Source organism: Rhodoferax sp. (assembly GCF_044236835.1).
GTDB lineage: Bacteria > Pseudomonadota > Gammaproteobacteria > Burkholderiales > Burkholderiaceae_C > Allorhodoferax.
This window is the reverse complement of sequence record NZ_JBIIGC010000009.1, coordinates 101068-125251: the sequence shown is the minus strand read 5'-3', so window position 1 is coordinate 125251 and position 24184 is coordinate 101068. Positions and strand designations below refer to the sequence as shown.

The 24184-nt window shown below is 61.1% G+C and carries 21 protein-coding genes; 13 read left to right on the top strand and 8 right to left on the bottom strand.

Going from position 1 to position 24184, the window contains the following annotated elements; all coding sequences use genetic code 11:
- From ACILRC_RS08330 to fabI, 6 genes are all read right to left on the bottom strand, one after another.
- On the bottom strand, positions 1-949 hold a 949-nt coding region (locus ACILRC_RS08330; protein ID WP_395668900.1), incomplete at its 3' end, for an Ig-like domain-containing protein.
- Positions 950-982: 33 nt separating this feature from the next.
- Positions 983-1480, bottom strand: coding sequence for an HlyD family efflux transporter periplasmic adaptor subunit (locus tag ACILRC_RS08325; protein ID WP_395668899.1), 498 nt, complete (start codon positions 1478-1480; stop codon positions 983-985).
- Between the two features lie 60 nt (positions 1481-1540).
- Positions 1541-2161, bottom strand: coding sequence for a biotin/lipoyl-binding protein (locus ACILRC_RS08320; RefSeq protein ID WP_395668898.1), 621 nt, complete (start codon positions 2159-2161; stop codon positions 1541-1543).
- Entirely contained in the window at positions 2158-4296 is a 2139-nt protein-coding gene (locus ACILRC_RS08315) for an ATP-binding cassette domain-containing protein (RefSeq protein WP_395668897.1), read from the bottom strand. Before ACILRC_RS08315 ends, ACILRC_RS08320 begins: the two co-directional genes overlap by 4 nt.
- On the bottom strand, positions 4293-5606 hold the full coding sequence (locus ACILRC_RS08310; protein ID WP_395668896.1) for a TolC family protein: 1314 nt from the start codon (positions 5604-5606) through the stop codon (positions 4293-4295). The genes ACILRC_RS08315 and ACILRC_RS08310 overlap by 4 nt, the downstream gene beginning before the upstream one ends.
- A gap of 116 nt (positions 5607-5722) precedes the next feature.
- Positions 5723-6505: an enoyl-ACP reductase FabI gene (fabI, locus tag ACILRC_RS08305; protein WP_395668895.1), complete on the bottom strand. Its 783-nt coding sequence runs from the start codon at positions 6503-6505 to the stop codon at positions 5723-5725.
- Positions 6506-6551: 46 nt separating this feature from the next.
- Here fabI and ACILRC_RS08300 point away from each other — a divergent pair, with 46 nt between their 5' ends.
- The 10 genes from ACILRC_RS08300 to typA all read left to right on the top strand — a co-directional run bounded on the left by ACILRC_RS08300 (position 6552) and on the right by typA (position 20590).
- Positions 6552-8348, top strand: a complete 1797-nt coding sequence (locus ACILRC_RS08300; RefSeq protein ID WP_395668894.1) for an extracellular solute-binding protein — start codon at positions 6552-6554, stop codon at positions 8346-8348.
- A gap of 2 nt (positions 8349-8350) precedes the next feature.
- Entirely contained in the window at positions 8351-9379 is a 1029-nt protein-coding gene (locus tag ACILRC_RS08295) for a microcin C ABC transporter permease YejB (RefSeq protein WP_395668901.1), read from the top strand.
- Positions 9345-10472 (top strand): ABC transporter permease, encoded by a 1128-nt coding sequence (locus tag ACILRC_RS08290; RefSeq protein WP_395668893.1) that lies wholly within the window; start codon positions 9345-9347, stop codon positions 10470-10472. Before ACILRC_RS08295 ends, ACILRC_RS08290 begins: the two co-directional genes overlap by 35 nt.
- Positions 10469-12064 carry an ABC transporter ATP-binding protein gene (locus ACILRC_RS08285; protein ID WP_395668892.1) on the top strand — a complete coding sequence of 532 codons (1596 nt, stop codon included), beginning with the start codon at positions 10469-10471 and terminating at the stop codon, positions 12062-12064. The genes ACILRC_RS08290 and ACILRC_RS08285 overlap by 4 nt, the downstream gene beginning before the upstream one ends.
- A 210-nt stretch (positions 12065-12274) precedes the next feature.
- On the top strand, positions 12275-12889 hold the full coding sequence (rimP, locus tag ACILRC_RS08280) for a ribosome maturation factor RimP (RefSeq protein ID WP_395668891.1): 615 nt from the start codon (positions 12275-12277) through the stop codon (positions 12887-12889).
- Between the two features lie 44 nt (positions 12890-12933).
- Positions 12934-14424 (top strand): transcription termination factor NusA, encoded by a 1491-nt coding sequence (gene nusA, locus ACILRC_RS08275; protein ID WP_395668890.1) that lies wholly within the window; start codon positions 12934-12936, stop codon positions 14422-14424.
- A gap of 86 nt (positions 14425-14510) precedes the next feature.
- The gene (gene infB, locus ACILRC_RS08270; protein ID WP_395668889.1) at positions 14511-17381 is read left to right on the top strand and encodes a translation initiation factor IF-2; all 2871 of its coding nucleotides are present in this window, start codon (positions 14511-14513) and stop codon (positions 17379-17381) included.
- Positions 17382-17402: 21 nt separating this feature from the next.
- Positions 17403-17774 carry a 30S ribosome-binding factor RbfA gene (rbfA, locus tag ACILRC_RS08265; RefSeq protein WP_395668888.1) on the top strand — a complete coding sequence of 124 codons (372 nt, stop codon included), beginning with the start codon at positions 17403-17405 and terminating at the stop codon, positions 17772-17774.
- Between the two features lie 2 nt (positions 17775-17776).
- Positions 17777-18754 carry a tRNA pseudouridine(55) synthase TruB gene (gene truB / locus ACILRC_RS08260; RefSeq protein ID WP_395668887.1) on the top strand — a complete coding sequence of 326 codons (978 nt, stop codon included), beginning with the start codon at positions 17777-17779 and terminating at the stop codon, positions 18752-18754.
- Positions 18755-18763: 9 nt separating this feature from the next.
- Positions 18764-20590, top strand: a complete 1827-nt coding sequence (typA, locus tag ACILRC_RS08255; protein ID WP_395668886.1) for a translational GTPase TypA — start codon at positions 18764-18766, stop codon at positions 20588-20590.
- A gap of 27 nt (positions 20591-20617) precedes the next feature.
- Here the strand turns inward: typA and smpB are convergent, their stop codons facing one another.
- Positions 20618-21091, bottom strand: a complete 474-nt coding sequence (gene smpB, locus ACILRC_RS08250) for an SsrA-binding protein SmpB (RefSeq protein WP_395668885.1) — start codon at positions 21089-21091, stop codon at positions 20618-20620.
- Positions 21092-21171: 80 nt separating this feature from the next.
- On the opposite strand from smpB, the gene ACILRC_RS08245 reads away from it, so the two are divergent.
- Both ACILRC_RS08245 and ACILRC_RS08240 read left to right on the top strand, forming a co-directional pair.
- Entirely contained in the window at positions 21172-21612 is a 441-nt protein-coding gene (locus tag ACILRC_RS08245; protein WP_395668884.1) for a type II toxin-antitoxin system RatA family toxin, read from the top strand.
- On the top strand, positions 21605-21946 hold the full coding sequence (locus ACILRC_RS08240) for an RnfH family protein (RefSeq protein WP_395668883.1): 342 nt from the start codon (positions 21605-21607) through the stop codon (positions 21944-21946). Before ACILRC_RS08245 ends, ACILRC_RS08240 begins: the two co-directional genes overlap by 8 nt.
- Before the next feature lie 142 nt (positions 21947-22088).
- On the opposite strand, the gene ACILRC_RS08235 is transcribed toward ACILRC_RS08240, so the two are convergent.
- Positions 22089-22562 carry a DUF4124 domain-containing protein gene (locus ACILRC_RS08235; RefSeq protein ID WP_395668882.1) on the bottom strand — a complete coding sequence of 158 codons (474 nt, stop codon included), beginning with the start codon at positions 22560-22562 and terminating at the stop codon, positions 22089-22091.
- 151 nt (positions 22563-22713) lie between these two features.
- Between ACILRC_RS08235 and guaB the strand changes: the two genes are divergently transcribed.
- Entirely contained in the window at positions 22714-24183 is a 1470-nt protein-coding gene (gene guaB, locus ACILRC_RS08230) for an IMP dehydrogenase (RefSeq protein WP_395668881.1), read from the top strand.
- Position 24184: the final 1 nt, after the last annotated feature.

Genomic DNA, 24184 nt, shown 5'->3' with positions numbered 1-24184 from the left:
TGACAACGGTGGGCGCCAGTATGTCCACTGCCTGCACACTCTGCGTGGCCGCCGTGTTGCCATTGCCCGCCGCATCGTTGGCAGCTGTAGCGGCTACATCGACCGTCACGTTACCCTCGAAGCCCGGCGTCGGTGTCACCACCAAGGTGTAAACCGTGCCGCTTTGCGCAGTGAAAGCACCTTTGCTGCCGTTGAGCACCGCAATGTCAGACGCGGTGAAGCCAGTCACCGCCTCGCTGAAGGTAAACGTGTAGGTGATATCGCCACCGGCTACGTTGCCCGTTCCTGCTTCGTCGTCGGTGATCGTGGCGCTGGGGGCTGACGTGTCTGCAGCGGGCTGTTCGTTTGCCCTGATTTCTATAGCACCGGGCGCCGCCACCCATCGATTTCCCAATTCCACGGGTTCGCTCTCGTAGGCAGACAAAGCACTTGAGAAATCAACAGCGGATACGTCGGTCGAGCCTGTGCCATACGAACCCAAAGCGACCGGGAAGTAGGAGACCTCGCCCCGGGGCAGGTCGGCCAGCGTGGTTTGCAGGACTCCGATGCCTTGCGTCATCTGCAACAGCACCTCGTAGTTTCCGTGTGCGTACACCAGCGTGGTGTCATCGTTGAGCATGGCGCCGAGATCGCCGTCCGCAGTCAGCATAAACCCACCTGATGGCTGACCGGGCAGGGTGATGCTGCACGATGCATTGCGACACGCGACATAGAAGTCGTTGAGCGTCAGTTCGGTGCCGTCGCCGTAGCTCAGGTGCAGGGTGTTGCCGTGGCGCGTGGCGACCACGTCGCCAAGCAGGTCGTCCTGACCCACGCCCGCTTTGGCGGCTTTGACGAGGCGGTATTGCTCGCCCGCCTGTGCCTTGATGGTGCTTGATTGGCCGACCTGCACCGGCTGCGTAGCCTTGCCCGTTTGCAGGCTCAAGGAATATGCGTCAGGGTTCGTCATGGGGCGATTTGGTGTGGGTAGTTTGTCAAACAATTAGCGCTCGTTCATGGCGCCGCCAAAGGTTTTGAAGACAGGCTTGGCAAGGTACTGCAAAACGGTGCGGCGGGCAGTTCGGATGTCGACGGTGGCCGTCATGCCAGGTTTCAGCACCACATTGGCCAACTTCGGATTGACCGATCTGCTTGCGTCGGCACCGCCTTGATCCAACCGGACATGAGCGCGGTAATAGGTGAGGGGCGGACCGTTGCCCATTTGCTCCGTCAGGGTGTCCGAGCTGATGTAGCCCAGCGTACCGCCCAAAGTGCCGTAGACCGCGTAGTCAAACGCGTCGAGCTTGACGTTGACCGGCATGCCGAGGGTGAGTTGGCCGATGTCAGCGGGGTTCACTTTCACCTCCACCACCCGATCCCCCTCAACAGGGGATATCTGCATCAGTTCATCCCCAGCACGCAGCACGCCGCCGATCGTGTTGATCCGCAAAGTTTTGACTACGCCCGCCACCGGCGCGGTGATTTCGGTGTGGCCCAGCACGCTTTCCCGCTCTTCCAGACGGTAGCGGCTGGAGGACAGCTCCTCTACCAGCTTGGCAGCTTAATGGTGGGCCTCTTGACGGTAGCGGTTGCGCACCGTACTAACTCTGCCTTGGAGTTCCCCGACTTGGCGTTTGGCCCGCATGACCTCCAGTTGGCTGGTGTCGCCGGTGGCAAACAAGGATTCGTGCACGCGCAACTCCTCCTGCGCGATTGCAAGACTGTCTTGGTGGGTTGCAATCTCCTCTTGTAGGCTGCGTTTGCGCTGTTCAAACAGGGCGGTTTGTGCGGCGACAAACTCCGGGAATTCTTTGAACGCCGCCCCAAACACGGGCGACTGTCCATGGGCCTCTGCTTGTGCACGCACCAAAGCTGCCTTAAGTGACGCAACTTTGGCGCGGTTCTCCTCAAAGGCCGCGTTGGGGCGCGCTCTTTCCAGATCGGCCAGAAGTTGACCGGCCTGCACACTTTGGCCCTCTTGCACCAAGATGCGAGACACCACACCACCATCAGCAGCCTGGATGATTTGGGTGCGCGCACTCAGTATGATTTGGCCTTGCGCGCGCACCGTCTGTTCGATCTCGAAGAAGGCTGCCCACAACACAAATCCGACCAGTCCGGCGAGCAACAGCAAGGTCATGGAGACTCTGCGCCGGGGCGGCGGTTCAAGGTAGCTTGTCATGCGGCGTGGGCTGGCGTTGCGATGCTGTGTTGAAGTGTTTTGAGAACCTCGGCTTTGGGGCCGTCAAGCACGATGTGGTGGTCCGCAATAACAACCACGCGGTCCACGAGTTCCAGCATCTCGGCTTTGTGGGTGACCAGAATCAGCGTGTCTTCGGCCTTTACTGACTGGCGCAAGGCTAACGTGACTTGTTGCTCCAGATGGCGGTCGATCGAGGCGGTCGGCTCGTCCAGCAGCCAAACGCGAGGTTGGCGCAGGAATGCACGGGTCAGGTTCACGAGCTGGCGCTGCCCACCCGAGAGGCCGATGCCGCCTTCAAAAATCTCTTGCGCGAGCCCCTTGGGGTGGCGCTGGATCACGGTCTGCAACAGCCCGGTGACGCGGGCCGCATGCAAAATCGCGTCATCTCCCGGGTCGAGTTGACCTAGGATCAAATTGTCCCGCAAGGTGCCGGAAAACAAGCGGCCTTCTTGCTGAACGTACCCCACAAAGTCGGCCAGCACCGGCTTGGCGATGTGCGCCAGGTCAACATCGTCCAACACGACGCGCCCTTCCTGAGGTTTGTACATACCTGAGAGCAGGCGCAGCAGCGTGGTCTTGCCTGCGCCGACCGGCCCGAGCACACCGACCTTTTCGCCAGTTTGAATCGTTAGCCCAGGCACCTTCAGGGCCAGGTTGTCGCCGTATCGGACCAATACGGACTCCAGTCGGTAGTGCCCGCGGATCGCATCGACCACCACTGGCTGTGGGTGGCCGTGGTGATCGTCTTGCAGCGACCACAGCTGGTCCAGCCCGCGCAAAGCAGCCCGGGTGTGCGCCCACTGCACCAGCTGATTCGGGATCATGGCCACCGGTGCAAGCACACGGCCCGACAAGAGCGAGCAGGCAATCAGGGCCCCCAGCGTCAGCTCGCCTTGGTTCACCAACAGGGCTCCAAAGGCAACCAACGCGATGTAGGACAGCTGCTGAAACAAACTACCGAGATGCTGCGCTTGCTCACTGATGTTGCGCAGCTGCAGCTCGCATGCGCGTGCACCGTCGGCGGTTTCCATCCATCGCGAAAGCATGCGCCAGCCACCTTGGCCGGACTTGATGGTTTCGGCCCCTTCGATGGTTTCCACCAGCAGACCGGATTTTTGGTGGCTCTGCGCCATGGCCTGGCTAGCAAAACTGTCGACACGCTTGCGGTGGTACAGACCGATGCCCACCGACAACACAAAAAAGCCAAATGGAATCAGCGCGAGCCAGCCGCCGATCAGCGCAATGATGAGCGTGAACACCAGTGCAAAGGGCGCATCCACCATCAGGTGGGTCGTAAGCGCGGTGAAGAACCCGCGCACCGTCTCGTAGCCTCGCATTTGCGCTGCCAAGGCGCCCACACTTTGGGGCAATTGGTCCAAACGGACCGACAGAAAGCGCAGATACACGGTGCGTGAGAGACGCTGATCGACCCGGTCGATCAGCTGTTCGTAGAGGTGGCTGCGCACCCGCTTGACGACCAGCTCAAACACCACTGCTGCCAGTACGCCCAAGGTGAGCACCCACAGGGTCTGCGTTGCGCCGGTCGGCACCACACGGTCGTACACCTGCATGCTGTAAAACGAAACCGCGAGTGCCACGAGGTTGATCATCAACCCCCCGATGACAGCCTCGCGGATGAGCTTGGTGTGCGAAAAAATTTCGTCCCGTACCAGCTGGTAGACCGGGCTGGTGCTGGCAACAAAGGCTTTGCGCAAGCGCATCGTCGCAAATGTGTAGCCGCCAAGCGTGGTGTCGGCCTGCTCGCGCCAGCGCGCGTGGCTGGCATCCCACCACTCGCTGATCCACTGGCCCTGCGCATTTTTGCCCCGCAACACGGCCCATTGGCCTGGGCTGCGGTGGGCGCTGCGGTCCAACGCGGTGGCATTGCTTGCGTACATCAGGGCCGGGGTGACCGCTGCATCCGGTGCAGCCAGCGCGCGTGGTGGCGGTGTTTGTAAATGCGTGGCGACTGCTTCAAGTTGCGCCTGCGGATGGTGGGGGTGTGCCACCAACGCCGCCTCTGTGGCTTGCTGCAGGGCCAGCCGGTCTACCGCTTCGTGTTGCAGCTGCGCCAGCCGGCTCAGGCACGGCAGCAAATACGCCGCAGCGCTCACTTTTCGCTGCCAATAGCGGCCGCAAGGCCCTGGGTATGGATGACCAGGCGCCAACTGGTAACGAGTTCGGTGGCCCGGGAGTCGGCGATTTGTACCTGGGTCTGAATCAGCTCACGCGCAGCGTTCATGACGTCGAGCCAGGTCTTGCGACCGGCAAGAAATTGGCGGTCGTAGGAATCGGACACCTGCGCGGCCACCGCGAGCGAGGCCTTGAGCGATTCGAGGCGCTGTGCGGAGGCCACTGCCAGCATTTGGTCTGCAACGATTTGTTCGATGACATTGCGGCTTTGCACCTCCACTTCGGCAAGCGCCGCCTGGTGCTGTGCGCGCGCGCTCTCGATGCCAGCTTGGCTTGAGAGACCCGCGCCAAACCGGCTGCTCAGACCCAGCAGCAGGCGGGATTGGGGCCCAGCATGGGTGACCGAGTGGTTGCCATACTGCTGTTCGGCACGCAGGTAAACCTCAGGTGACAGATCGGCACGGCGCTCGGCGACGACCGACTCCTGCATTTGCGCCTGCGCCCGGGCTTTGCGCAAGGACGGGTGTTTGGACGACGCCGAGTCGAGCAGGGCTTGCACATCGCGGCCCACCGGTAGCGGAGACGCGATCGCCCCGCTAAGCGCAAGCGGGTCCATCTGGCGACCCACGAGCTGACCTAGGCGAGCCAGCGCAATCTCGTTTTGGGCACGTGCCAGCGCGAGGTCGGCCACCAAGGACTCCAGCCGACCGGTGGCCAACAACAAATCGCTATCCGATGACAAGCCCAACTCGACGCGCCGCTTGACTTGGTCGCGCATGCGAACGTGGCTCTGGGTACCCTGCTGCAAGGCTAGAGTTTTGAGGTGGGTGCCCAGCCAGTCGCCATAGGATTGGGCCACCCGAATGGCAAGTTGCTGGCGGGCCTCGTCCAGCGCTGCCCGGCTGGCAAGCCCGTTGGCTTCGGCTTTGGCCAAACCGGCATCGAGCCGTCCCCCGGTCCACAGCGGCTGCTGGAGGCGCAGCACCGACACCGTGCGATCACCTTGGTAGGCGCTGTCTGAGGCACTGGTGGAGACGCTTTCCAGTGCAACGGAGGGAGTGGGGTAGTAATGCCAGCGGGCAGACGCCAGGTTGGCAAGGGCTGATTCTTCTAGCGCGCGGTAGGCCTGTGTGGACGGGTGGGAAGCCAAGGCAGTTGTGACCAGCGACTCCAGCGTTTGCCCCTGCGCCAAAGACAGGCTGCCGCAAAGTACAACGCCCCAAAACGCCCTGTGCCAGATACCTTGAATCCGTGCACGCGCACCGAGGCGCTGAACTTGTAAATGAACCATCCCCGTACTCTTTGTATTCGATGTGTGACCGCCACGGTAGAACACCACGGCTAAAAAGCCATGGCGCATCGTACTTGAAACCCACTGGCCTGCGCAACGCGCAGGGAGGCAAAACGTTATTCGGTCACAACGCCCATGGTTTTGTTGTAGCCGCCGTCCACATAGGTGATTTCGGCGGTCACGCCTGCAGCTAGGTCGCTGAGCAGGAAGGCGGCAACATTGCCGACGTCCTCAATCGTGACGTTGCGGCGTATAGGTGACGCGCTAGCCACCATATTGAGCAGCTTGCCAAAGTCCTTGATACCGCTGGCGGCCAGCGTTTTGATTGGCCCTGCGCTGATGCCATTGACCCGCACGCCTTTGGCACCCACCGCTTCGGCGAGGTAGCGTACCGAGGATTCGAGCGAAGCTTTGGCCAAGCCCATGGTGTTGTAGTTTGGAATGATGCGTTCGGCACCCAAGTAGGTCAGCGTCAACAGGGCGGACTGCGGCGAGAGGTAGGGCAGAGCGGCCTTGGCCATGGCGGGGAAGCTGTAGGCGCTGATGTCGTGTGCAATCTTGAAGCCCTCGCGGCTCAATCCCTCCAGAAAGTTGCCCGCAATCGCCTCGCGCGGCGCAAAGCCGATGCTGTGCACAAAACCATCGAAGGTGGGCCAATGCGCGCTTAGGTCCGCAAACAGTTTGCTAATCTGGGCATCGTCGGCCACGTCGCAGTCAAACACCAGCTTGGAGTCGAAGTCGGCCGCGAACTCGGTGATGCGGTCTTTGAAGCGTTCGCCCACGTAACTGAAGGCAAGTTCCGCACCCTGAACCTTGCAGGCTTTGGCAATGCCATAGGCGATGGAACGGTTCGACAACACGCCTGTAATCAACAATTTTTTGCCAGCCAAAAAGCCCATATCGTCCTCATCAAATCTGCATTAGGTAATGGGGCAGAATTGTCGCATGCGATTTTTTGTGGCCCTGCTGCTCTGTGCTTTTGCGCCTTTGACTTGGGGCGCGCATGGCTACTCGCTATGGGGAGAACTGAAGTACCCGCCCGGCTTTGCGCACTTCGACTACGTCAATGCGCAGGCCCCCAAAGGCGGCGAGCTGCGCTTGGTGAGTAACCAGCGCATGTCCACTTTTGACAAGTACAACCCGTTCACCATCAAGGGCTCGGCACCGGCGTATTTGAGCGCGCTGTTGTTTGACACCTTGCTGACCAGCGCGCTGGATGAGACGGCCGCGGGATATGGCTTGCTTGCTGAAGACATCAGCGTGCCGGCAGACGGATTGAGTGTCACCTTCAAGCTGCGGACCCAGGCCCGTTTTCACGTTGGTGACCCGGTGTTGGCGCACGACGTACAGCACAGTTTTGACACTCTGCGCGGGCCCCATGTGTCGCCGGGCATTCGCAGCCGGCTCGAAGACGTGGCGGGTGTCGATGTATTGGACACCCACACGGTGCGATTTCGCTTCAAAAAGCCCAACCGCGAGCTGCCGCTCACCGTGGGCGGACTGCCCATTTTCAGCCGCCAGTGGGGCGTGATGAATGGAGTCGCCAAGCCCTTCGACCAGGTAGTGACCGACGTGCCCATTGGCAGCGGCCCTTACAAGATCGGCCCGATCAAGTTTGGCAAGGACATCACCTATGTACGCGACCCCAACTACTGGGCGCGTGATTTGAACGTGCGCAAGGGCAGTGCCAACTTTGACCGGATCACCGTCAAGATTTACAAGGACAACACTGCGCGTCTGGAAGCACTTAAGGCCGGTGAGTTCGACCTGATGCGATTCTTCTCTGCTGGCGACTGGGCGCGGCGCGTCAATGGCCGCAAGTTCAACACCGGCGAGCTGGTCAAAGTTGAATTGGTCCACCGTCTTCCTACTGGATTTCAAAGCTATGTACTCAACACCCGGCGCCCCAAACTGGCCGATGTTCGGGTACGCCAGGCCCTGGGGTTGGCGCTGGATTACGAGTGGATGAATCGGCAAATGTTTTACGGCGCTTACCAGCGGGTGCAAGGCTTGTTCGGCAATACCGACTGCCAAGCCCGTGACCTGCCCAGCGCCGAAGAACTTGCCCTGCTGGCGCCATGGCGCGACCAACTGCCACCTGCCGCCTTGGGCCCGATGGCGACCGCGCCACGCACGGACGGCAGCAACAGCCTGCGCAACAACCTTCGCCTGGCGCAAAAGCTGTTGAAAGACGCGGGCTGGCAGTACCGCGATGGCGCGCTGCGCAACCAGGCCAATGAGGCGCTGGTGCTGGAGTACCTCGACAGCAACGAGGTGGGCGCGCGTGTGGTGGCGTCTTGGGCACGCAATCTAGAGAAGATTGGCGTCAAACTGGTGTTTCGATCGGTGGACTTTGCGCTCTACCAACAGCGGCTGCAAAAGTTTGACTTTGACATCACTTCGCTGGCCTATGGCGGCACCCACAACCCAGGCCAGGAGTTTGCCGACCTGTTTGGCAGCCAAGCGGCCGAGCTGGAGAACTCGGGCAACCATACGGGCATCAAGAGCCCGGCGGTCGACTCCCTCGTGGCGCGTATGGTGGCCGCCAAGTCCCAGGCCGAACTGCTGCCTGCTTGCCGTGCCTTGGACCGGGTGATCGCCCACAGCCATGTTTTTGTGCCGCAGTGGTCGGCTAGCACCCACCGCATGGTCTACAACACATGGCGCTTGGACAGACCCGCTTCGATGCCGCCCTACGCCCAAGGTGAAACCTGGGCCATGGACACCTGGTGGGCCCGCTGAATATGCTGCAGTACATCCTCAAGCGCATTGCCCTGATGGTGCCCACCCTGCTGGGCATTTTGCTGCTGACTTTCGTGGTGATCCAGTTTGTGCCAGGCGGTCCGGTGGAGCAGTATTTGGCCGAGGCCAAGGCGGGTGCGGTCAATGGCGCCGAGGGCGGCGGCCTTGGCTATCGAGGTGCCCAAGGTGTGGACCCCAAGCGCATCGAACAAATCAAAGCCCTCTATGGCTTCGACAAGCCGGCCTATGAGCGCTTTTGGCAGATGCTCACCCAATTTGCCCGCTTTGACCTGGGCAAAAGCTTCTATCAAAACCGCGATGTGGCCGACCTCATCTGGGAGAAGCTGCCGGTGTCTATGAGCTTGGGGCTGTGGACTTTTTTCATCAGCTATTTGGTCGCTGTGCCGCTGGGCGTGGCCAAGGCGGTGCGCGCTGGTTCGCGGTTTGATTTACTCACCTCGCTGCTGATTCTCGTGGGGTATGCCATCCCAGGTTTCGTGCTGGGGGTGGCCTTGTTGGTGGTGTTTGGCGGGCAGTTGCAATGGTTCCCGCTGCGGGGCCTGACCTCCAGCGACTGGGACCAGATGACGTGGGGGGGACGCATCGTCGACTACCTGTGGCACATCACTTTGCCCGTGACCGCCATGGTGGTGGGCAGCTTTGCCACCACGGCGATGCTGACAAAAAACTCATTCCTTGAAGAGATTCGTAAGCAGTACGTGGTGACGGCACGTGCCAAAGGTCTGTCCGAACGCCGTGTGCTGTGGAAGCATGTAATGCGCAACGCTCTCATCCCGATCGTGACGGGTTTTCCCGCGGCGTTTATCGGCGCGTTCTATACAGGCGCCTTACTGATTGAGACCCAGTTTTCCTTGGACGGGCTGGGCTTGCTGAGCTACGAGAGCGTCATCCGCCGCGACTATCCGGTGGTCATGGGCACCTTGTTTTTGTTCACCTTGATCGGGCTCGTAACCAAGTTGGTCTCAGACCTTTGCTATGTGTGGGTGGACCCCCGTGTCAAGTTTGATTGAGCCCGTATCGGTTGCAGAACCGGTCCCAACGACCGCTCTGACGAGCGCGTCAGCGCCCGGAGCGCCTGTGAGCCCCAGCCCGGCGCGGCGCGCGTGGCTGCGTTTCCGGCGCAACCGCATGGGTTTTTGGAGCTTGTTGGCGTTCTGTGCACTGGTGGCTGTCAGCTTGTTGGCCGAGTTGGTGTCCAATGACCGACCGCTGGTGGTGTCCTACCAGGGCACGCTGTACTGGCCCATGGTGCGCGATTACCCCGAAACCACTTTTGGTGGCGACTTTGCCACCCCCACCGACTACCTAGACCCCTTCATCCGCGACACCCTGGCCGCGCCGGGTAACTGGGCGGTGTTTGCGCCCAACCCCTACGGCTACAAGACGCTCAATTACTTTGCCACCTTGCCCAACCCGGCACCGCCCAGCGCCCAAAACTGGCTGGGCACCGACGACCGGGGCCGTGACCTGTTGGCACAGCTCATCTACGGCTTTCGGGTCAGCGTTTTGTTTGCGCTGGCGCTGACGGTCACTGGCGTCTTGCTGGGCGTGGTGACCGGAGCCATCCAAGGCTTTTTCGGTGGCAAAACCGACTTGGCCTTCCAGCGGGCCATCGAGGTCTGGAGTTCTATGCCGGAGCTGTATTTGCTGATCATTTTCAGCGCGGTGTTTGCCCCCAGTGTTGGCCTGCTGCTGGTGCTCCTGAGCTTGTTTGGCTGGATGGGATTGAGCGACTATGTGCGCGCCGAGTTTTTGCGCAACCGGCAAATGGACTATGTGCGCGCAGCCCGTGCATTGGGCGTATCCAACTGGAAGATCATCACCCGCCACGTGCTGCCCAATAGCCTCACGCCGGTGGTCACCTTTTTACCGTTTCGCATGAGTGGCGCCATCTTGGCGTTGACCTCGCTGGATTTTTTGGGCTTGGGTGTGCCACCGGGCACGCCGTCTTTGGGCGAGCTGCTATCCCAGGGAAAAAACAATATCGACGCATGGTGGATCTCTTTGTCCACTTTTGCGGTGCTGGTACTTACCTTGCTGCTGCTCACCCTTATGGGCGACGCACTGCGCGACGCGCTGGACCCTAGGAAGGCGGACCAATGAGCCTGCTTTCGGTGTCCGACTTTCGGTTGGCCGTGGGCGGACGCGAGCTGGTGCATGGCATCGGGTTTGACATTGCTGTCGGTGAAAAGCTGGCGCTGGTGGGCGAGTCGGGGTCGGGCAAGACCATCACCGCGCTGGGTTTGCTGGGCTTGGTGCCAGGCGCGCAGTGCAGCGGCAGTGCGCGCTTTGACCAAGGTGGCCCAGCAAGCGTAGAGCTGGTGGGCGCACCAGAGCCCACGCTACGAGGGATGCGCGGGTCCGATATTGCGGTGATTTTTCAGGAGCCGATGACCGCGCTCAATCCGGTGTTTTCGGTGGGCGACCAAATTGCCGAGGTACTGCAACACAAAGCCGGCTTAACTGCTGCGCAAGCCCAGGCGCAGGCCGTGGCCTTGCTGGCCGACACCGGCGTTGCCGAGCCACAGCGGCGGGCCAAGGCCTACCCGCACCAGCTCTCGGGCGGCCAGCGCCAGCGCGCGATGATCGCCATGGCTTTGGCATGCCGGCCCAAACTTTTGCTGGCCGACGAGCCCACCACCGCTTTGGATGTCACCGTGCGAAAGCAAATTCTTGCGCTCTTGGCCGATTTGCAGCGACAGCACGGCATGGCGGTCTTACTTATCACCCACGATCTCAACATGGTGCGCCAGTTTGCCGACCGCGTGGCAGTCATCGAGCAAGGCCACTTGGTGGAGCAGGGCAGTGTTGACGCGGTGTTCTCCGCACCTCAACACCCCACCACCTGCCGCCTTCTCGACAGCCGCCCGCAGCGGGATGTAGACCTCGCGCAGCCGGACGCCCCCCAAGCCTTGCGTACCCACGCCCTGCGGGTGACCTACCCCGTACCGCGCCCTGGAATACGGGGCTGGTTTTCCCGCAGCGAGTTTGTCGCCGTGGAGTCGGCCGACTGGGAGTTGCTTGTGGGCCAGACGCTGGGCGTGGTGGGCGAGTCAGGCTCCGGTAAATCCACCATGGCGCTAGCTGCCTTGGGCTTGCTGCGCAGCGGCGGCGACCTGGAGGTGTTGGGCGAGCGATGGGGGCAGGGTGCCGCCAGTGATTTGGCCCTGCGCAAGCGAATACAGGTTGTTTTTCAGGATCCGTTTTCTTCGCTCTCGCCTCGCCTGACAGTGGAGGAAATCGTGGGCGAGGGCTTGCTGGTGCATCAACCCGAGTTGTCTGCGCAGCAGCGCCGGACCCAGGTGGATGCGGCGCTGGCCGAGGTGGGTTTGACCGAGACCCAGTTCCCGGGCTTGCTGCTGCGCTACCCGCACCAGTTCTCTGGTGGACAGCGACAGCGCATTGCCATCGCCCGTGCCCTGATCGTCCAGCCCGAGGTGCTCGTGCTCGACGAGCCGACCAGTGCGCTGGATGTGACCATGGCCAAGCAAATTCTGCAGCTTTTGCAAGGCCTGCAGCGCAGCCGCAAACTGGCTTATCTGCTAATCACACATGACGTCGCGGTGGTGCGCGCCATGGCCCATGCCGTGGTAGTGATGCAAGATGGCCGCATTGTCGAAAGCGGCCCCATGGACGCGGTTTTCGACAACCCCCAGCAGCCCTACACCCAGACCCTGCTTGCCGCAGGCGGCTAGGCACCACGCCCACCCCAGTTGCAACTGAAGCACGCCCCGAGCTCGCTCTACGCTGGCTCATTCAGGGCGCTGGTTTTGGCAAAAATCTACAGTACAATCCGCGCTCACGACCAAACGGGCGGGTAACTACCGCCCGTTTTTTTTGGGCGATTGTTTTTGGGTTGCGCGTGCCTTCAGGGTGACGCGGGCACGTATTGGGGTAAGGGCAAGGTGGCGTTGCAGCAAATTGTTGAAGAGACCGTGCGCGGCTTGGGCTACGACTTGGTTGAGGTCGAGCGCTCAGCCGGAGGCTTGCTGCGCATCACCATTGATCTGCCATGGGTCAAGCCCGCACAGGGGTCGGTCACCGTGGAACAGTTTGTCACGGTGGAGGATTGCGAAAAGGTCACCCGCCAGCTCCAGTTTGCGCTAGAAGTAGACGGTGTTGAGTACAAGCGGCTAGAGGTTTCTTCGCCCGGTATTGATAGACCCCTGCGGCATCAACAAGATTTCGAGCGCTTTGCGGGGCAAGTGATCGATATCACCTTGAAGGCGCCGATGGGTGCTGCCGCGCAGGGCCAGATCCATGCCAACCGCAAAAAGTTTCGCGGCGCCTTGGAGTCGGTGGTGGATGCGCAAGGCGTGGCGGGTTGGCAGATTGTGTGGAGCGACGAACCGGCCCCTAAACCGGGTCAGCGCCTTAGCAAAAAGCGGGTGCCACCACCGCTGCAGGCATTGGGTTTTACCTTAGACGAGTTGCGTGAGGCGCGGCTTGCGCCGATTGTGAGTTTCAAGGGGCGGGGTGTGGGTGCGGGTGCCGACGGCGCCGCGCCTGCGCTGCCCTGAATGGGTTTGTTTTCATTGATGAGAGTGTTTTGGAGAGTCATGGCATGAATCGCGAACTGTTGATGCTGGTTGAAGCAATTTCCCGTGAGAAAAACGTGGAGCGTGACGTGGTGCTGGCGGCAGTCGAGGCAGCGCTGGCGCAAGCTACCAAGAAGCTGTTTGCGGGTGACGTAGACATTCGTGTGGCCCTGGACCGCGACACCGGCAACTATGAAACCTTCCGCCGCTGGCACGTGGTCCCCGACGAAGCCGGGCTGCAACTGCCCGACCAAGAAATCCTGCTGTTCGAAGCCAAGGAGCAAATTCCCGATATCGAGGTCGATGAGTACATTGAGGAGACAGTGGAGTCGGTGCCAATTGGTCGAATTGGCGCCATGGCCGCCAAGCAGGTGATCTTGCAAAAAATTCGCGATGCTGAGCGCGAGATGCTGCTTAACGACTTTATGTCGCGCGGTGAAAAGATCTTTGTCGGCACCGTCAAGCGCATGGACAAGGGCGACATCATTGTGGAAAGCGGCCGCGTAGAGGGCCGCTTGCGTCGCAGTGAAATGATTCCTAAGGAAAACCTGCGCACCGGCGATCGCGTGCGCGCCATGATCATGGAGGTGGACCTCACGCTGCGCGGCGCGCCGATCGTGCTGTCCCGCTCGGCGCCCGAATTCATGATGGAGCTTTTCCGCCAAGAGGTGCCGGAGATCGAGCAAGGGCTGCTGGAGATCAAGTCCTGCGCCCGCGATGCCGGTTCGCGCGCCAAGATCGCGGTGCTCTCGCATGACAAACGGGTCGATCCCATCGGTACCTGCGTCGGTGTGCGTGGCACCCGCGTCAATGGTGTGACCAATGAGCTGGCTGGCGAGCGCGTAGACATTGTGCTGTGGAGTGAAGATCCGGCGCAGTTTGTGATTGGTGCGCTGGCGCCAGCCAATGTGTCTTCGATCGTGGTGGACGAGGAGCGCCACTCCATGGACGTCGTGGTGGACGAAGAAAACCTGGCCATTGCCATTGGCCGTGGCGGGCAAAACGTGCGTTTGGCGTCCGAGCTGACCGGCTGGAAGATCAACATCATGGACGCTGCCGAGTCGGCCCAAAAGCTGGCGGTGGAAACCGATTCCGGACGCAGGCTGTTCATGGAAAAGCTCGATGTGGACGAAGAAATCGCCGACATCCTGATTGCCGAGGGCTTTACCAGCCTCGAAGAAGTGGCCTACGTGCCATTGCAAGAGATGCTGGAGATCGAGAGCTTCGACGAAGACACAGTCCACGAGCTGCGCAACCGCGCCAAGGACGCCTTGCTCACCATGGAGATCGCGCAAGAAGAGCGCGTGGACGGTGTCTCCCAAGATCTGCGCGATTTGGAAGGCCTGTCGGTTGACCTGATTGCCAAGCTAACCGAGGCGGGCATCCACACCCGTGACGACTTGGCCGATCTGGGGCTCGACGAGCTCACCGACATCACCGGGCAATCGGCCGAGGAGGCTCGGGCCTTGATCATGACCGCGCGGGCGCATTGGTTTGCCAATGACGCAGCGTCTTGAGCCCGACTGCCATGCCTATCCAGTTTCAGTGATGGCGAGCCCAGGCCCAAAAGGCTGGCTGCGCCGAACCAAAGGTACCACCACACATGTCCAGTACGACCGTCGCCGAGTTTGCCAATGAACTCAAGAAGTCCACAGAAACGCTGTTAGAGCAGCTGAGTTCGGCCGGGGTTGCCAAGAAGGCCGCCACCGATGTGCTGACCGATGCAGACAAGCACAAACTTTTGAGCTACCTGCAAAGCAGCCATGGTACGGCTGTGCCAGAGCGCAAAAAAATCACGCTGGTCAAGAAGCAGACCACCGAAATCAAGCAGGCCGACGCCACCGGCAAAGCGCGCACCATCCAGGTGGAAGTGCGCAAGAAGCGCACCTTTGTCCGCCGCGATGACGGTCTGGAATCAGTAGCGCCTGCGGCTGAAGCCGAAACCGCGGAACATGCCGAAGTGGTTCCGGTGATCGACCACGAGGAGTTGGCCAGGCGCGAAGAGGAAGCACGCCGCCAGGCGGAGCTGATCCGGCGCCAAGAAGAAGAGCTCTCCCAACGCCGCCGCGAGCGCGAGGAGCAAGAGGCCAAGGCCCGCGCTGCCGCGCAAAAGGCCGCCGAACTTGCAGCGTCTGCCAAAGCCGCCAAACCTTCTGTTGCGCCAGAGGCGGCGCAGGCATCGACCGCGCAGGCAGATGTACAGGCCCAAGCTGAGCAAGCCAAGGCCGCCGAACAAGCGCGCTCTGCCGCTGCATCCAAAGCGGCAGCCGAGGACGAGGCGGCCCGTGCCGCTGAGCTTGGCGACCGTCGCCGCAAAGCCGAGGCCGAGGCAGCCGCGATCCGCTCCATGATGTCCGCGCCCAAGAAGGTACTGGTAGCCAAGAAGCCCGAAGAAGCCAAACCCGCAGCCGAAGCCAAAGCCGGTCTGAAGGGAACGCTGCACAAGCCCGCAGCAGGTTCGGTGGTGGCCAAGCCCGCCAAGGCGACGGGCAACGCGACTGGTGCTGCAGCACCGGGCAGCGGCAAGGAAGTCAAGTCCGCCAAGCTCTCCAGCAGTTGGGCAGGCGACCCGGCCAAGAAAAAGGAACTCAAAACCCGGGGCGATACCGGCTTGGGTACGGGCCGCTCCACCAACTGGCGCAGCGGCCCGCGAGGAAAGCGCGGCAACGACCGCGACCGCGACGACCACCACCACGCACCGGCTCCGGTGGAAACACGCACCATCGAAGTGCATGTCCCCGAGACCATCACTGTGGCCGAGCTAGCCCACAAAATGGCCGTCAAGGCCTCGGAGGTCATCAAGCACTTGATGAAACTCGGGCAGATGGTGACCATCAACCAACCGTTGGACCAGGACACCGCGATGATCGTGGTCGAGGAAATGGGCCACAAAGCGGTGGTTGCCGCACTCGACGATCCCGAGGCATTTACCGATGACGAGGTACAAGGACAGCAGGCGGAGTCGCTGGTGCGCGCGCCGGTGGTGACCGTGATGGGCCACGTGGACCACGGAAAAACATCGCTGCTGGACTACATCCGTCGCGCCAAAGTGGCCTCCGGCGAGGCCGGTGGCATCACACAGCACATTGGCGCGTACCACGTGGAAACGCCACGCGGCATGGTTTCGTTCTTGGATACGCCAGGACACGAAGCGTTTACCGCCATGCGCGCCCGCGGCGCAAAGGCGACCGACATCGTCATTCTGGTCGTAGCAGCAGATGACGGCGTAATGCCCCAAACCCGCGAAGCCATCAAGCATGCGAAGGCCGCTGGCGTGCCCATCGTGGTGGCAATCAACAAGATCGACAAGCCCGATGCCAACCCCGAGCGCGTGAAGAACGAGCTGGTGGTTGAAGAGGTGGTGCCCGAAGAATTCGGGGGCGACTCGCCCTTTGTGTCCGTGTCGGCCAAAACCGGTGTGGGCATCGACGCACTGCTGGAGCAAGTGCTGCTGCAAGCCGAAGTGCTGGAGCTCAAGGCTCCAGTGGACGCCATGGCAAAGGGCTTGGTCATTGAGGCCCAGTTGGACAAGGGTCGCGGCCCCGTGGCTACTGTGCTAGTGCAGTCGGGCACGCTCAAGACCGGCGACGTGGTGCTGGCCGGCCAGACCTATGGTCGCGTGCGGGCGATGCTGGACGAAAACGGCAAGCCGATCAAGACAGCAGGACCTTCTATCCCCGTGGAAATCCAGGGTTTGACCGAAGTGCCGCAAGCCGGCGACGAATTCATGGTGCTCTCCGACGAGCGCCGTGCCCGCGAGATTGCAACTTACCGCGCTGGCAAGTTCCGCAATACCAAGCTGGCCAAGCAGCAAGCCGCCAAGATGGAGAACATGTTCACCGACATGACCTCCGGCGACGTCAAGATGCTGCCCATCATCGTCAAGGCCGATGTGCAGGGTTCACAGGAAGCGCTGGCTCAGTCGTTGCTTAAACTCTCGACCGATGAGGTCAAGGTGCAGATGGTCTACGCCGCGGTGGGCGGCATCAGCGAGTCCGATGTCAATTTGGCCATTGCATCTAAGGCCATCATCATCGGCTTCAACACCCGTGCCGACGCTGGCGCGCGCAAGCTCGCCGAAGGCAACGGGGTGGACATTCGCTACTACAACATCATTTACGACGCGGTCGATGAGTTGAAGGCCGCCATGTCGGGCATGCTGGCGCCAGAGAAGCGCGAAGAGGTGATCGGCACTGCCGAGATCCGCACCGTGTTCGTAGCATCGAAGATCGGCACCGTGGCCGGTTGTATGGTCACCACCGGCCACGTCACCCGCAACGCCAACTTCCGTCTGCTTCGCAACAACATCGTCATTTACACCGGCGAACTCGATTCGCTCAAGCGGATGAAGGACGATGTGCGCGAGGTCAAGGAAGGCTTTGAGTGCGGTATCAAGCTCAAAAACTACAACGACATTTCTGAGGGCGACCAGCTCGAGTTCTTTGAGGTGAAGGAAATCGCCCGGACGCTGTAAGCGTCCAGCCTGCCGCTCGCCATGGTTCGAAAAAAGTCGTCCACCCCCAACCGCGGGTTCCGCATCGCCGACCAGATCCAGCGCGATCTGACGGAGCTGATTGCGCGCGAGCTCAAAGATCCGCGGGTGGGAATGGTGACCATTCAGGCGGTGGAGGTGACACCCGACTACGCCCATGCCAAGGTGTTTTTCAGCCTGCTGGTGGGCGACCCGGTGACCACCGCCGAGGGGCTCAACCAAGCAGCGGGCTTTTTACGATCTGGCATCTTCAAGCGGCTGCGTATCCACACGGTGCCGACCTTGCATTTCATCTTTGACCAGACCACTGAACGGGCTGCCGACATGAATGCGTTGATCGCCAAGGCAGTGTCGTCTCGGGCCCAAGAGGACTGAGCATGAACGCGCCACGCACACGGGTGCAGCGGCGCCCTGTGCATGGGGTGTTGCTGTTAGACAAGCCTTTGGGCTTGTCAAGTAACCAAGCGCTGCAAAAGGCGAAGTGGTTGTTGCAGGCCGAAAAAGCCGGCCACACCGGCACCTTGGATCCGCTGGCCACTGGGGTCTTGCCACTGTGCTTTGGTGCTGCCACCAAGTTCAGCCAAATGCACTTGGATGCCGACAAAGCCTATGTGGCGCAGCTGCGCTTGGGCACCACGACCAGCACTGCCGACGCCGAGGGCGAGGTGCTGCGAGAGCGGGCGGTGGCGGTGTCGCTGACCCAGGTGGAAGCTGTGTTACAGCGGTTCACTGGTGCGTTATCGCAGGTGCCGCCCATGTACAGCGCATTGAAAAAGGACGGGCGTGCGTTGTACGAATATGCGCGTGCAGGCCAAGAGGTGGAGCGCACACCGCGCGCGATCACTGTGCACCGTTTGCGCTTGCTGCGCGCCGAATTGGCGGGTGCAGCGCCCACCATAGAAATTGCGGTGGACTGCAGCAAGGGCACGTACATCCGCACGCTGGGCGAGGACATCGGCGAGGCTTTGGGTTGTGGTGCGCACGTGAGCGCGTTGCGCCGCATCCGCACCGGCGGATTTGGGGAGGCGCAGACCGTGTCGCTGCAGGCGTTGGAGGCGATGTCGCCGGACGAACGCCTGGCGAGCCTGATGCCGCCCGATGGCTTGTTGGCCGGGCATGCGCTTGTCACACTGGATGCGGACAATGCGGCACGTTTTTTGAGTGGCATGCGCAGGCGCGGCGACTGGCCAGATGCGGATGCGGTAGCGGTGTATGCCGATGCGTCGCGTACTCTGTTGGGTACTGGGCATGTGAAGGCGGGTGAGTTGATCCCAGGGCGGCTTCTCAGCCCGCTAGAGATTGGCCAGTACCAGGCGCAGATGTCGCTGATTGAAGGTTCAAAGTTAGTTGTCTGAAAGTGAAATATGAGCAGTAAACAAATCCGAAACATCGCCATCATTGCCCACGTGGACCATGGCAAAACCACCATGGTGGACCAGCTCTTGCGCCAATCCGGCACCTTCGCTGAGCACGAAAAAGTGGTCGATACGGTGATGGACAACAACGCCATCGAAAAGGAGCGTGGAATCACAATCTTGGCCAAAAACTGCGCCGTCAGCTGGAAGGGCACCCACATCAACATCGTGGACACCCCCGGACACGCCGATTTTGGCGGCGAGGTGGAGCGCGCACTGAGCATGGTCGACGGTGTGCTGCTCTTGATCGACGCGCAAGAAGGTCCTATGCCCCAAACCCGCTTCGTCACGAAGAAGGCGCTGGCGCTGGGCTTGAAGCCGATCTTGGTGGTCAACAAGGTGGACAAGCCCGGTGCGCGCCCTGACTACGTGGTCAATGCGGCCTTCGACTTGTTCGACAAGTTAGGGGCCACCGACGAGCAGCTCGACTTTCCCGTGGTCTACGCCTCCGGCATCAACGGCTGGTCCTCATTGCAAGAGGGTGCGCCCGGTGAGCAGTGGGGCCCCGACATGTCGGCCCTGTTCGACACGGTGCTCCAGCACGTGCCTTCGCAAAAGGGCGACCCGGCAGCGCCGCTGCAGTTGCAGATTTCCGCGCTCGACTTTTCTACCTTTGTAGGACGCATCGGTGTGGGCCGCATCAGCCAGGGCACGATCAAACCCATGATGGATGTGGTGGTGATGGACGGTCCGGATGGCAAGTCCATCAAAGGTCGTATCAACCAAGTTCTGACCTTTCAAGGGCTGGAGCGGGTGCAGGCCACCGAAGCCGGCCCAGGCGAGATCGTGCTGATCAATGGCATTTCCGACATAGGCATTGGCGTCACGGTCACCGATCCGGCTAGCCCGGCACCCTTGCCCATGCTCAAGGTCGACGAGCCCACGCTGACGATGAATTTTTGCGTCAACACCAGCCCGCTGGCCGGCCGCGAAGGCAAATACGTGACCAGCCGCCAGATCTGGGATCGACTGCAAAAAGAGTTGCAGCACAACGTGGCGCTGCGGGTGCGCGAAACCGACGAGGAGGGTATCTTCGAGGTGATGGGCCGGGGCGAACTGCACCTGACGATCTTGCTGGAGAACATGCGCCGCGAGGGCTACGAGCTAGCTGTCTCCAAGCCGCGCGTCGTATTTCGTGAAATTGACGGCGAAAAGCACGAACCGATCGAGCTGGTGACCGCCGACATCGAGGAGCAGCACCAAGGCGGCGTGATGCAAGCATTAGGCGAGCGCCGCGGCGAACTGGTGAACATGGAACCCGATGGCCGTGGCCGCGTGCGCTTGGAATACCGTATCCCGGCGCGGGGGCTGATCGGCTTTACCAATGAGTTTTTGAATCTGACCCGTGGCTCGGGCCTGATCTCCAACATTTTTGACCGCTACGAGCTTCACAAGGGGGACATTGGTGGCCGCAAGAATGGCGTGCTGATCTCGATGGATGCGGGAGAGATTTTTACCTATGCGCTGGGCAAGCTCGACGACCGCGGCCGCATGTTCGTCAAGGCAAACGACCCGGTGTACGAAGGCATGATCGTGGGCATCCACAGCCGCGACAACGACCTGGTGGTCAACGCCACCCGCACCAAGCAATTGACCAACTTCCGGGTGTCTGGCAAGGAGGACGCGATCAAGATCACACCGCCCATCGATTGCACGCTGGAGTACGGTGTGGAGTTCATTGAGGACGACGAGCTGGTCGAAATCACGCCCAAGTCGATTCGCCTGCGCAAGCGCCACCTGTCTGAGAGCGAGCGTAAAAAGGCCTCTCGGGCCTAAGCGCCACCAGCGCGCAGCCGCTGCGTTTTAGCGGCTGCGGCTTTTCATGGCGCGTTCGACCTCGCGCTTTCCTTCGCGGTCCTTGATGGTGTCGCGCTTGTCGTGCTCGGCCTTGCCTTTGGCCAGCGCCACTTCGCACTTCACCTTGCCTGATTTCCAGTGCAGGTTGATCGGAATGAGCGTGTAGCCTTTTTGCTCGACCTTGCCGATGAGGCGTTGGATTTGCTCCTTGTGCAGCAGCAGCTTTTTGGTGCGCACATGGTCGGGGTTGACATGGCTGGAGGCGGTGTGCAGCGGGTTGATCTGCAAGCCGATCACAAACAGTTCACCGTTGCGCACCACCACATAGCCATCGGTCAGCTGCACTTTGCCTGCGCGCAGCGACTTCACCTCCCAGCCCTCCAGCACGATGCCAGCCTCAAACCGCTCTTCGAAAAAGTAGTTGTAGGCCGCCTTTTTGTTGTCGGCGATGCGGCTTGCGGTATCGGGTTTCTTGGCCATGGACAGGAGGTGGGGTGTGTAGAGAGCGAAACAATGGGTGGCACGAGGCCTGTCTACAATCCCGCGTCAAGGCGCATTCTATGAAAACCGTCAACAAGTCCGTTCTCATCTGGTACAGCCCACACGAGATGTACTCGCTGGTAACTGACGTTGATCGCTACCCAGAATTCTTGCCCTGGTGCGATCAAGCCAGCGTGATTGAGCACTTGCCCGGGGGCATGGTGGCGCAGGTGGGCATTGCCTTTGGCGGCGTGCGCCAGGTCTTTACCACCCGAAACACCCACACCGTCGACAGCCGCGTGGCACTGCAGTTGGTGCAAGGCCCGTTCTCCCAGCTACAAGGACAGTGGAACTTCCATGCCATCGGCGACGGTTTGCAGCGCGCGTGCAAAGTGGAGCTGTCGCTGCAATACGGTTTCGACAGCGGCTTGCTGGCCAAACTCATCGGGCCGGTGTTCGACAAGATCGCCGCCAGCCTGGTCGACGCTTTCGTCAAACGCGCCGAGCAGGTGTATGGCTAGCATCGTTCGCGTCAGTGTGGTGGTCTCCAAGCGGCCGCGGGAGTTCCAAGAAGCACACCTTCACCTGCCTTCAGGCAGCACACTGTCCGATGCGATTCGGGTTAGTCAGTTGTTGGTTGATTTACCCGATGCTGTAGTGGATGGGATGACCCTAGGCGTATGGGGCCGCAAGGCCAGTGCCGGTCAATTGGTCTGCGATGGTGACCGGGTGGAGGTGTACCGACCGCTTCAGGTAGACCCCAAGGTGGCCCGCCGCGAGCGTTTTCGGGGCCAAGGCAGCAAGTCCACCGGTCTGTTTGCCAACAGAAGGCCGGGCGCCAAAGCGGGCTACTGAGCCCAGACGCGTTCTACTGGCTGGGCTTCCCTGCGCTTAGTGCCATCGGCGTTCCTTTGCTGAACGTGACCTTATAGGGTCGTTGTCCGCGTTGGGTTTGTGGATCGGCGTACCACGATGGGCATGCGACCTGTGGGCGACTTTATCGACAGTCGCTGTCCACAACTCCCTGTATGCGCTTGAGCTCGGCCGAGCGCGCGTTCTCGTCCAAGTACTCAGGTTCACCCGCTGCGTTTGTGCGGGCGATGCGCACGCCGGATTCATAGGTGGCCTTGGCCTGCTTGGCGCGTGTGCAATTCTCAATTTTGACCTTGAGGTTCCGCTCTTGCGCGGCCTTGACGGCCGAGGCTTGCGCTTGGGCGGCTTGCTGGCGCTTGGCCTCTAGCTCTCTATCGAGCGCTGAAACGGCAGGCAATGCTGCTGGCACCGCAGCGCCCGCAGTGGTTGGCGTTACATCACCCTGACCAAGGCCATCCGACGTCTGCAGCAAGGTGCTCTTGGGTGGCGAAGTGGCAGGGCGCTTGATGATGTTCTTGTCGGGGATATCGGGAGGCGGCGCGCGGTCGCTGAAGACCTGGCGGCCCACCGCATCGGTCCACTGCCATTGCGCGTGCACAGGCAGGCAGACCCAAACGAACAGCCACGCGAGAAGAGTCCCTTTACTTACCATGGCGCGCAGTTTAGCGTTCGCAATCTGGCGCGGGTCACGAAACGCAACGCCGAAGTGCAAAGGGTGACGGGTACAATCGATTTTTTGGAGCTTTGACATGCGCCTCCTCGGCAAAGCGCTCACCTTCGACGATGTCTTGTTGGTGCCGGCGTTCTCCCAAGTCCTGCCCAAGGACACCTCCCTAGCCACCCGTTTTTCCCGCAGCATCGCACTCAACTTGCCCTTGGTGTCAGCTGCCATGGACACGGTGACTGAGGCCCGCTTGGCGATTGCAATCGCACAGGAGGGTGGCATCGGCATCGTGCACAAAAATCTCACGCCAGCCGAGCAGGCCGCACAGGTACTGAAGGTCAAGCGTTACGAGTCGGGCCTGCTGCGTGACCCTGTGGTGATCACGCCGCAGACCACGGTGCGCCAGGTGATTGCCCTATCCGAGCAACTCGGCGTTTCGGGTTTCCCGGTGTGCGACGGCGGCAAAGTAGTGGGCATCGTTACAGGACGGGATCTGCGATTTGAGACCCGCTACGACCAGGCGGTGCGCGAGATCATGACGCCGCGCGAGCGCTTGGTCACCGTGCCTGATGGCACCACCCCAGAGGCTGCCAAGGCCCTGCTCAACAAACACAAACTCGAACGCCTACTAGTGGTTAACGATGCGTTCGAACTCAAGGGCTTGATCACGGTGAAAGACATCACCAAGCAGCTTAACTTCCCCAATGCTGCGCGCGATGCGTCCGGCCGATTGCGGGTGGGCGCGGCGGTTGGCGTGGGCGAGGGCACAGAGGAACGCGTAGAGGCGCTCGTCAAAGCTGGCGTCGATGCCATCGTGGTGGACACAGCGCATGGGCACAGTAAGGGCGTGATCGAACGGGTGCGTTGGGTCAAGAACAACTTTCCCCAGGTCGATGTGGTGGGCGGCAACATTGCCACTGGCGCGGCTGCGCGCGCGCTGGCCGAGGTGGGGGCAGACGCGGTCAAGGTGGGCATTGGTCCGGGTTCCATCTGCACCACCCGCATTGTTGCCGGTGTGGGTGTACCGCAGATCACCGCGATAGACAACGTGGCGACGGCGCTGCGCGGTACGGGCGTGCCCTTGATTGCCGACGGCGGCATCCGCTACAGCGGCGACATTGCCAAAGCGATTGCCGCGGGTGCCAGCTCGGTCATGATGGGCGGCATGTTCGCAGGCACCGAGGAGGCTCCGGGTGAGGTGATTTTGTTCCAGGGCCGCAGCTATAAAAGCTACCGTGGCATGGGCAGCATCGGCGCGATGCAACAGGGCAGTGCAGACCGTTACTTTCAGGAGTCCTCTACTGGCAATCCCAATGCTGACAAGTTGGTGCCCGAGGGCATTGAAGGGCGGGTGCCCTACAAAGGCTCGATGGTCGCCATCGTGTTCCAAATGGCCGGCGGCGTGCGCGCCAGCATGGGCTACTGCGGTTGCGCCACGGTTGACGAGATGCATAACCAGTCTGAGTTCGTCGAAATCACCACGGCAGGCATCCGCGAAAGCCATGTGCACGACGTACAAATCACCAAAGAAGCGCCCAACTACCGCGCCGACTGAG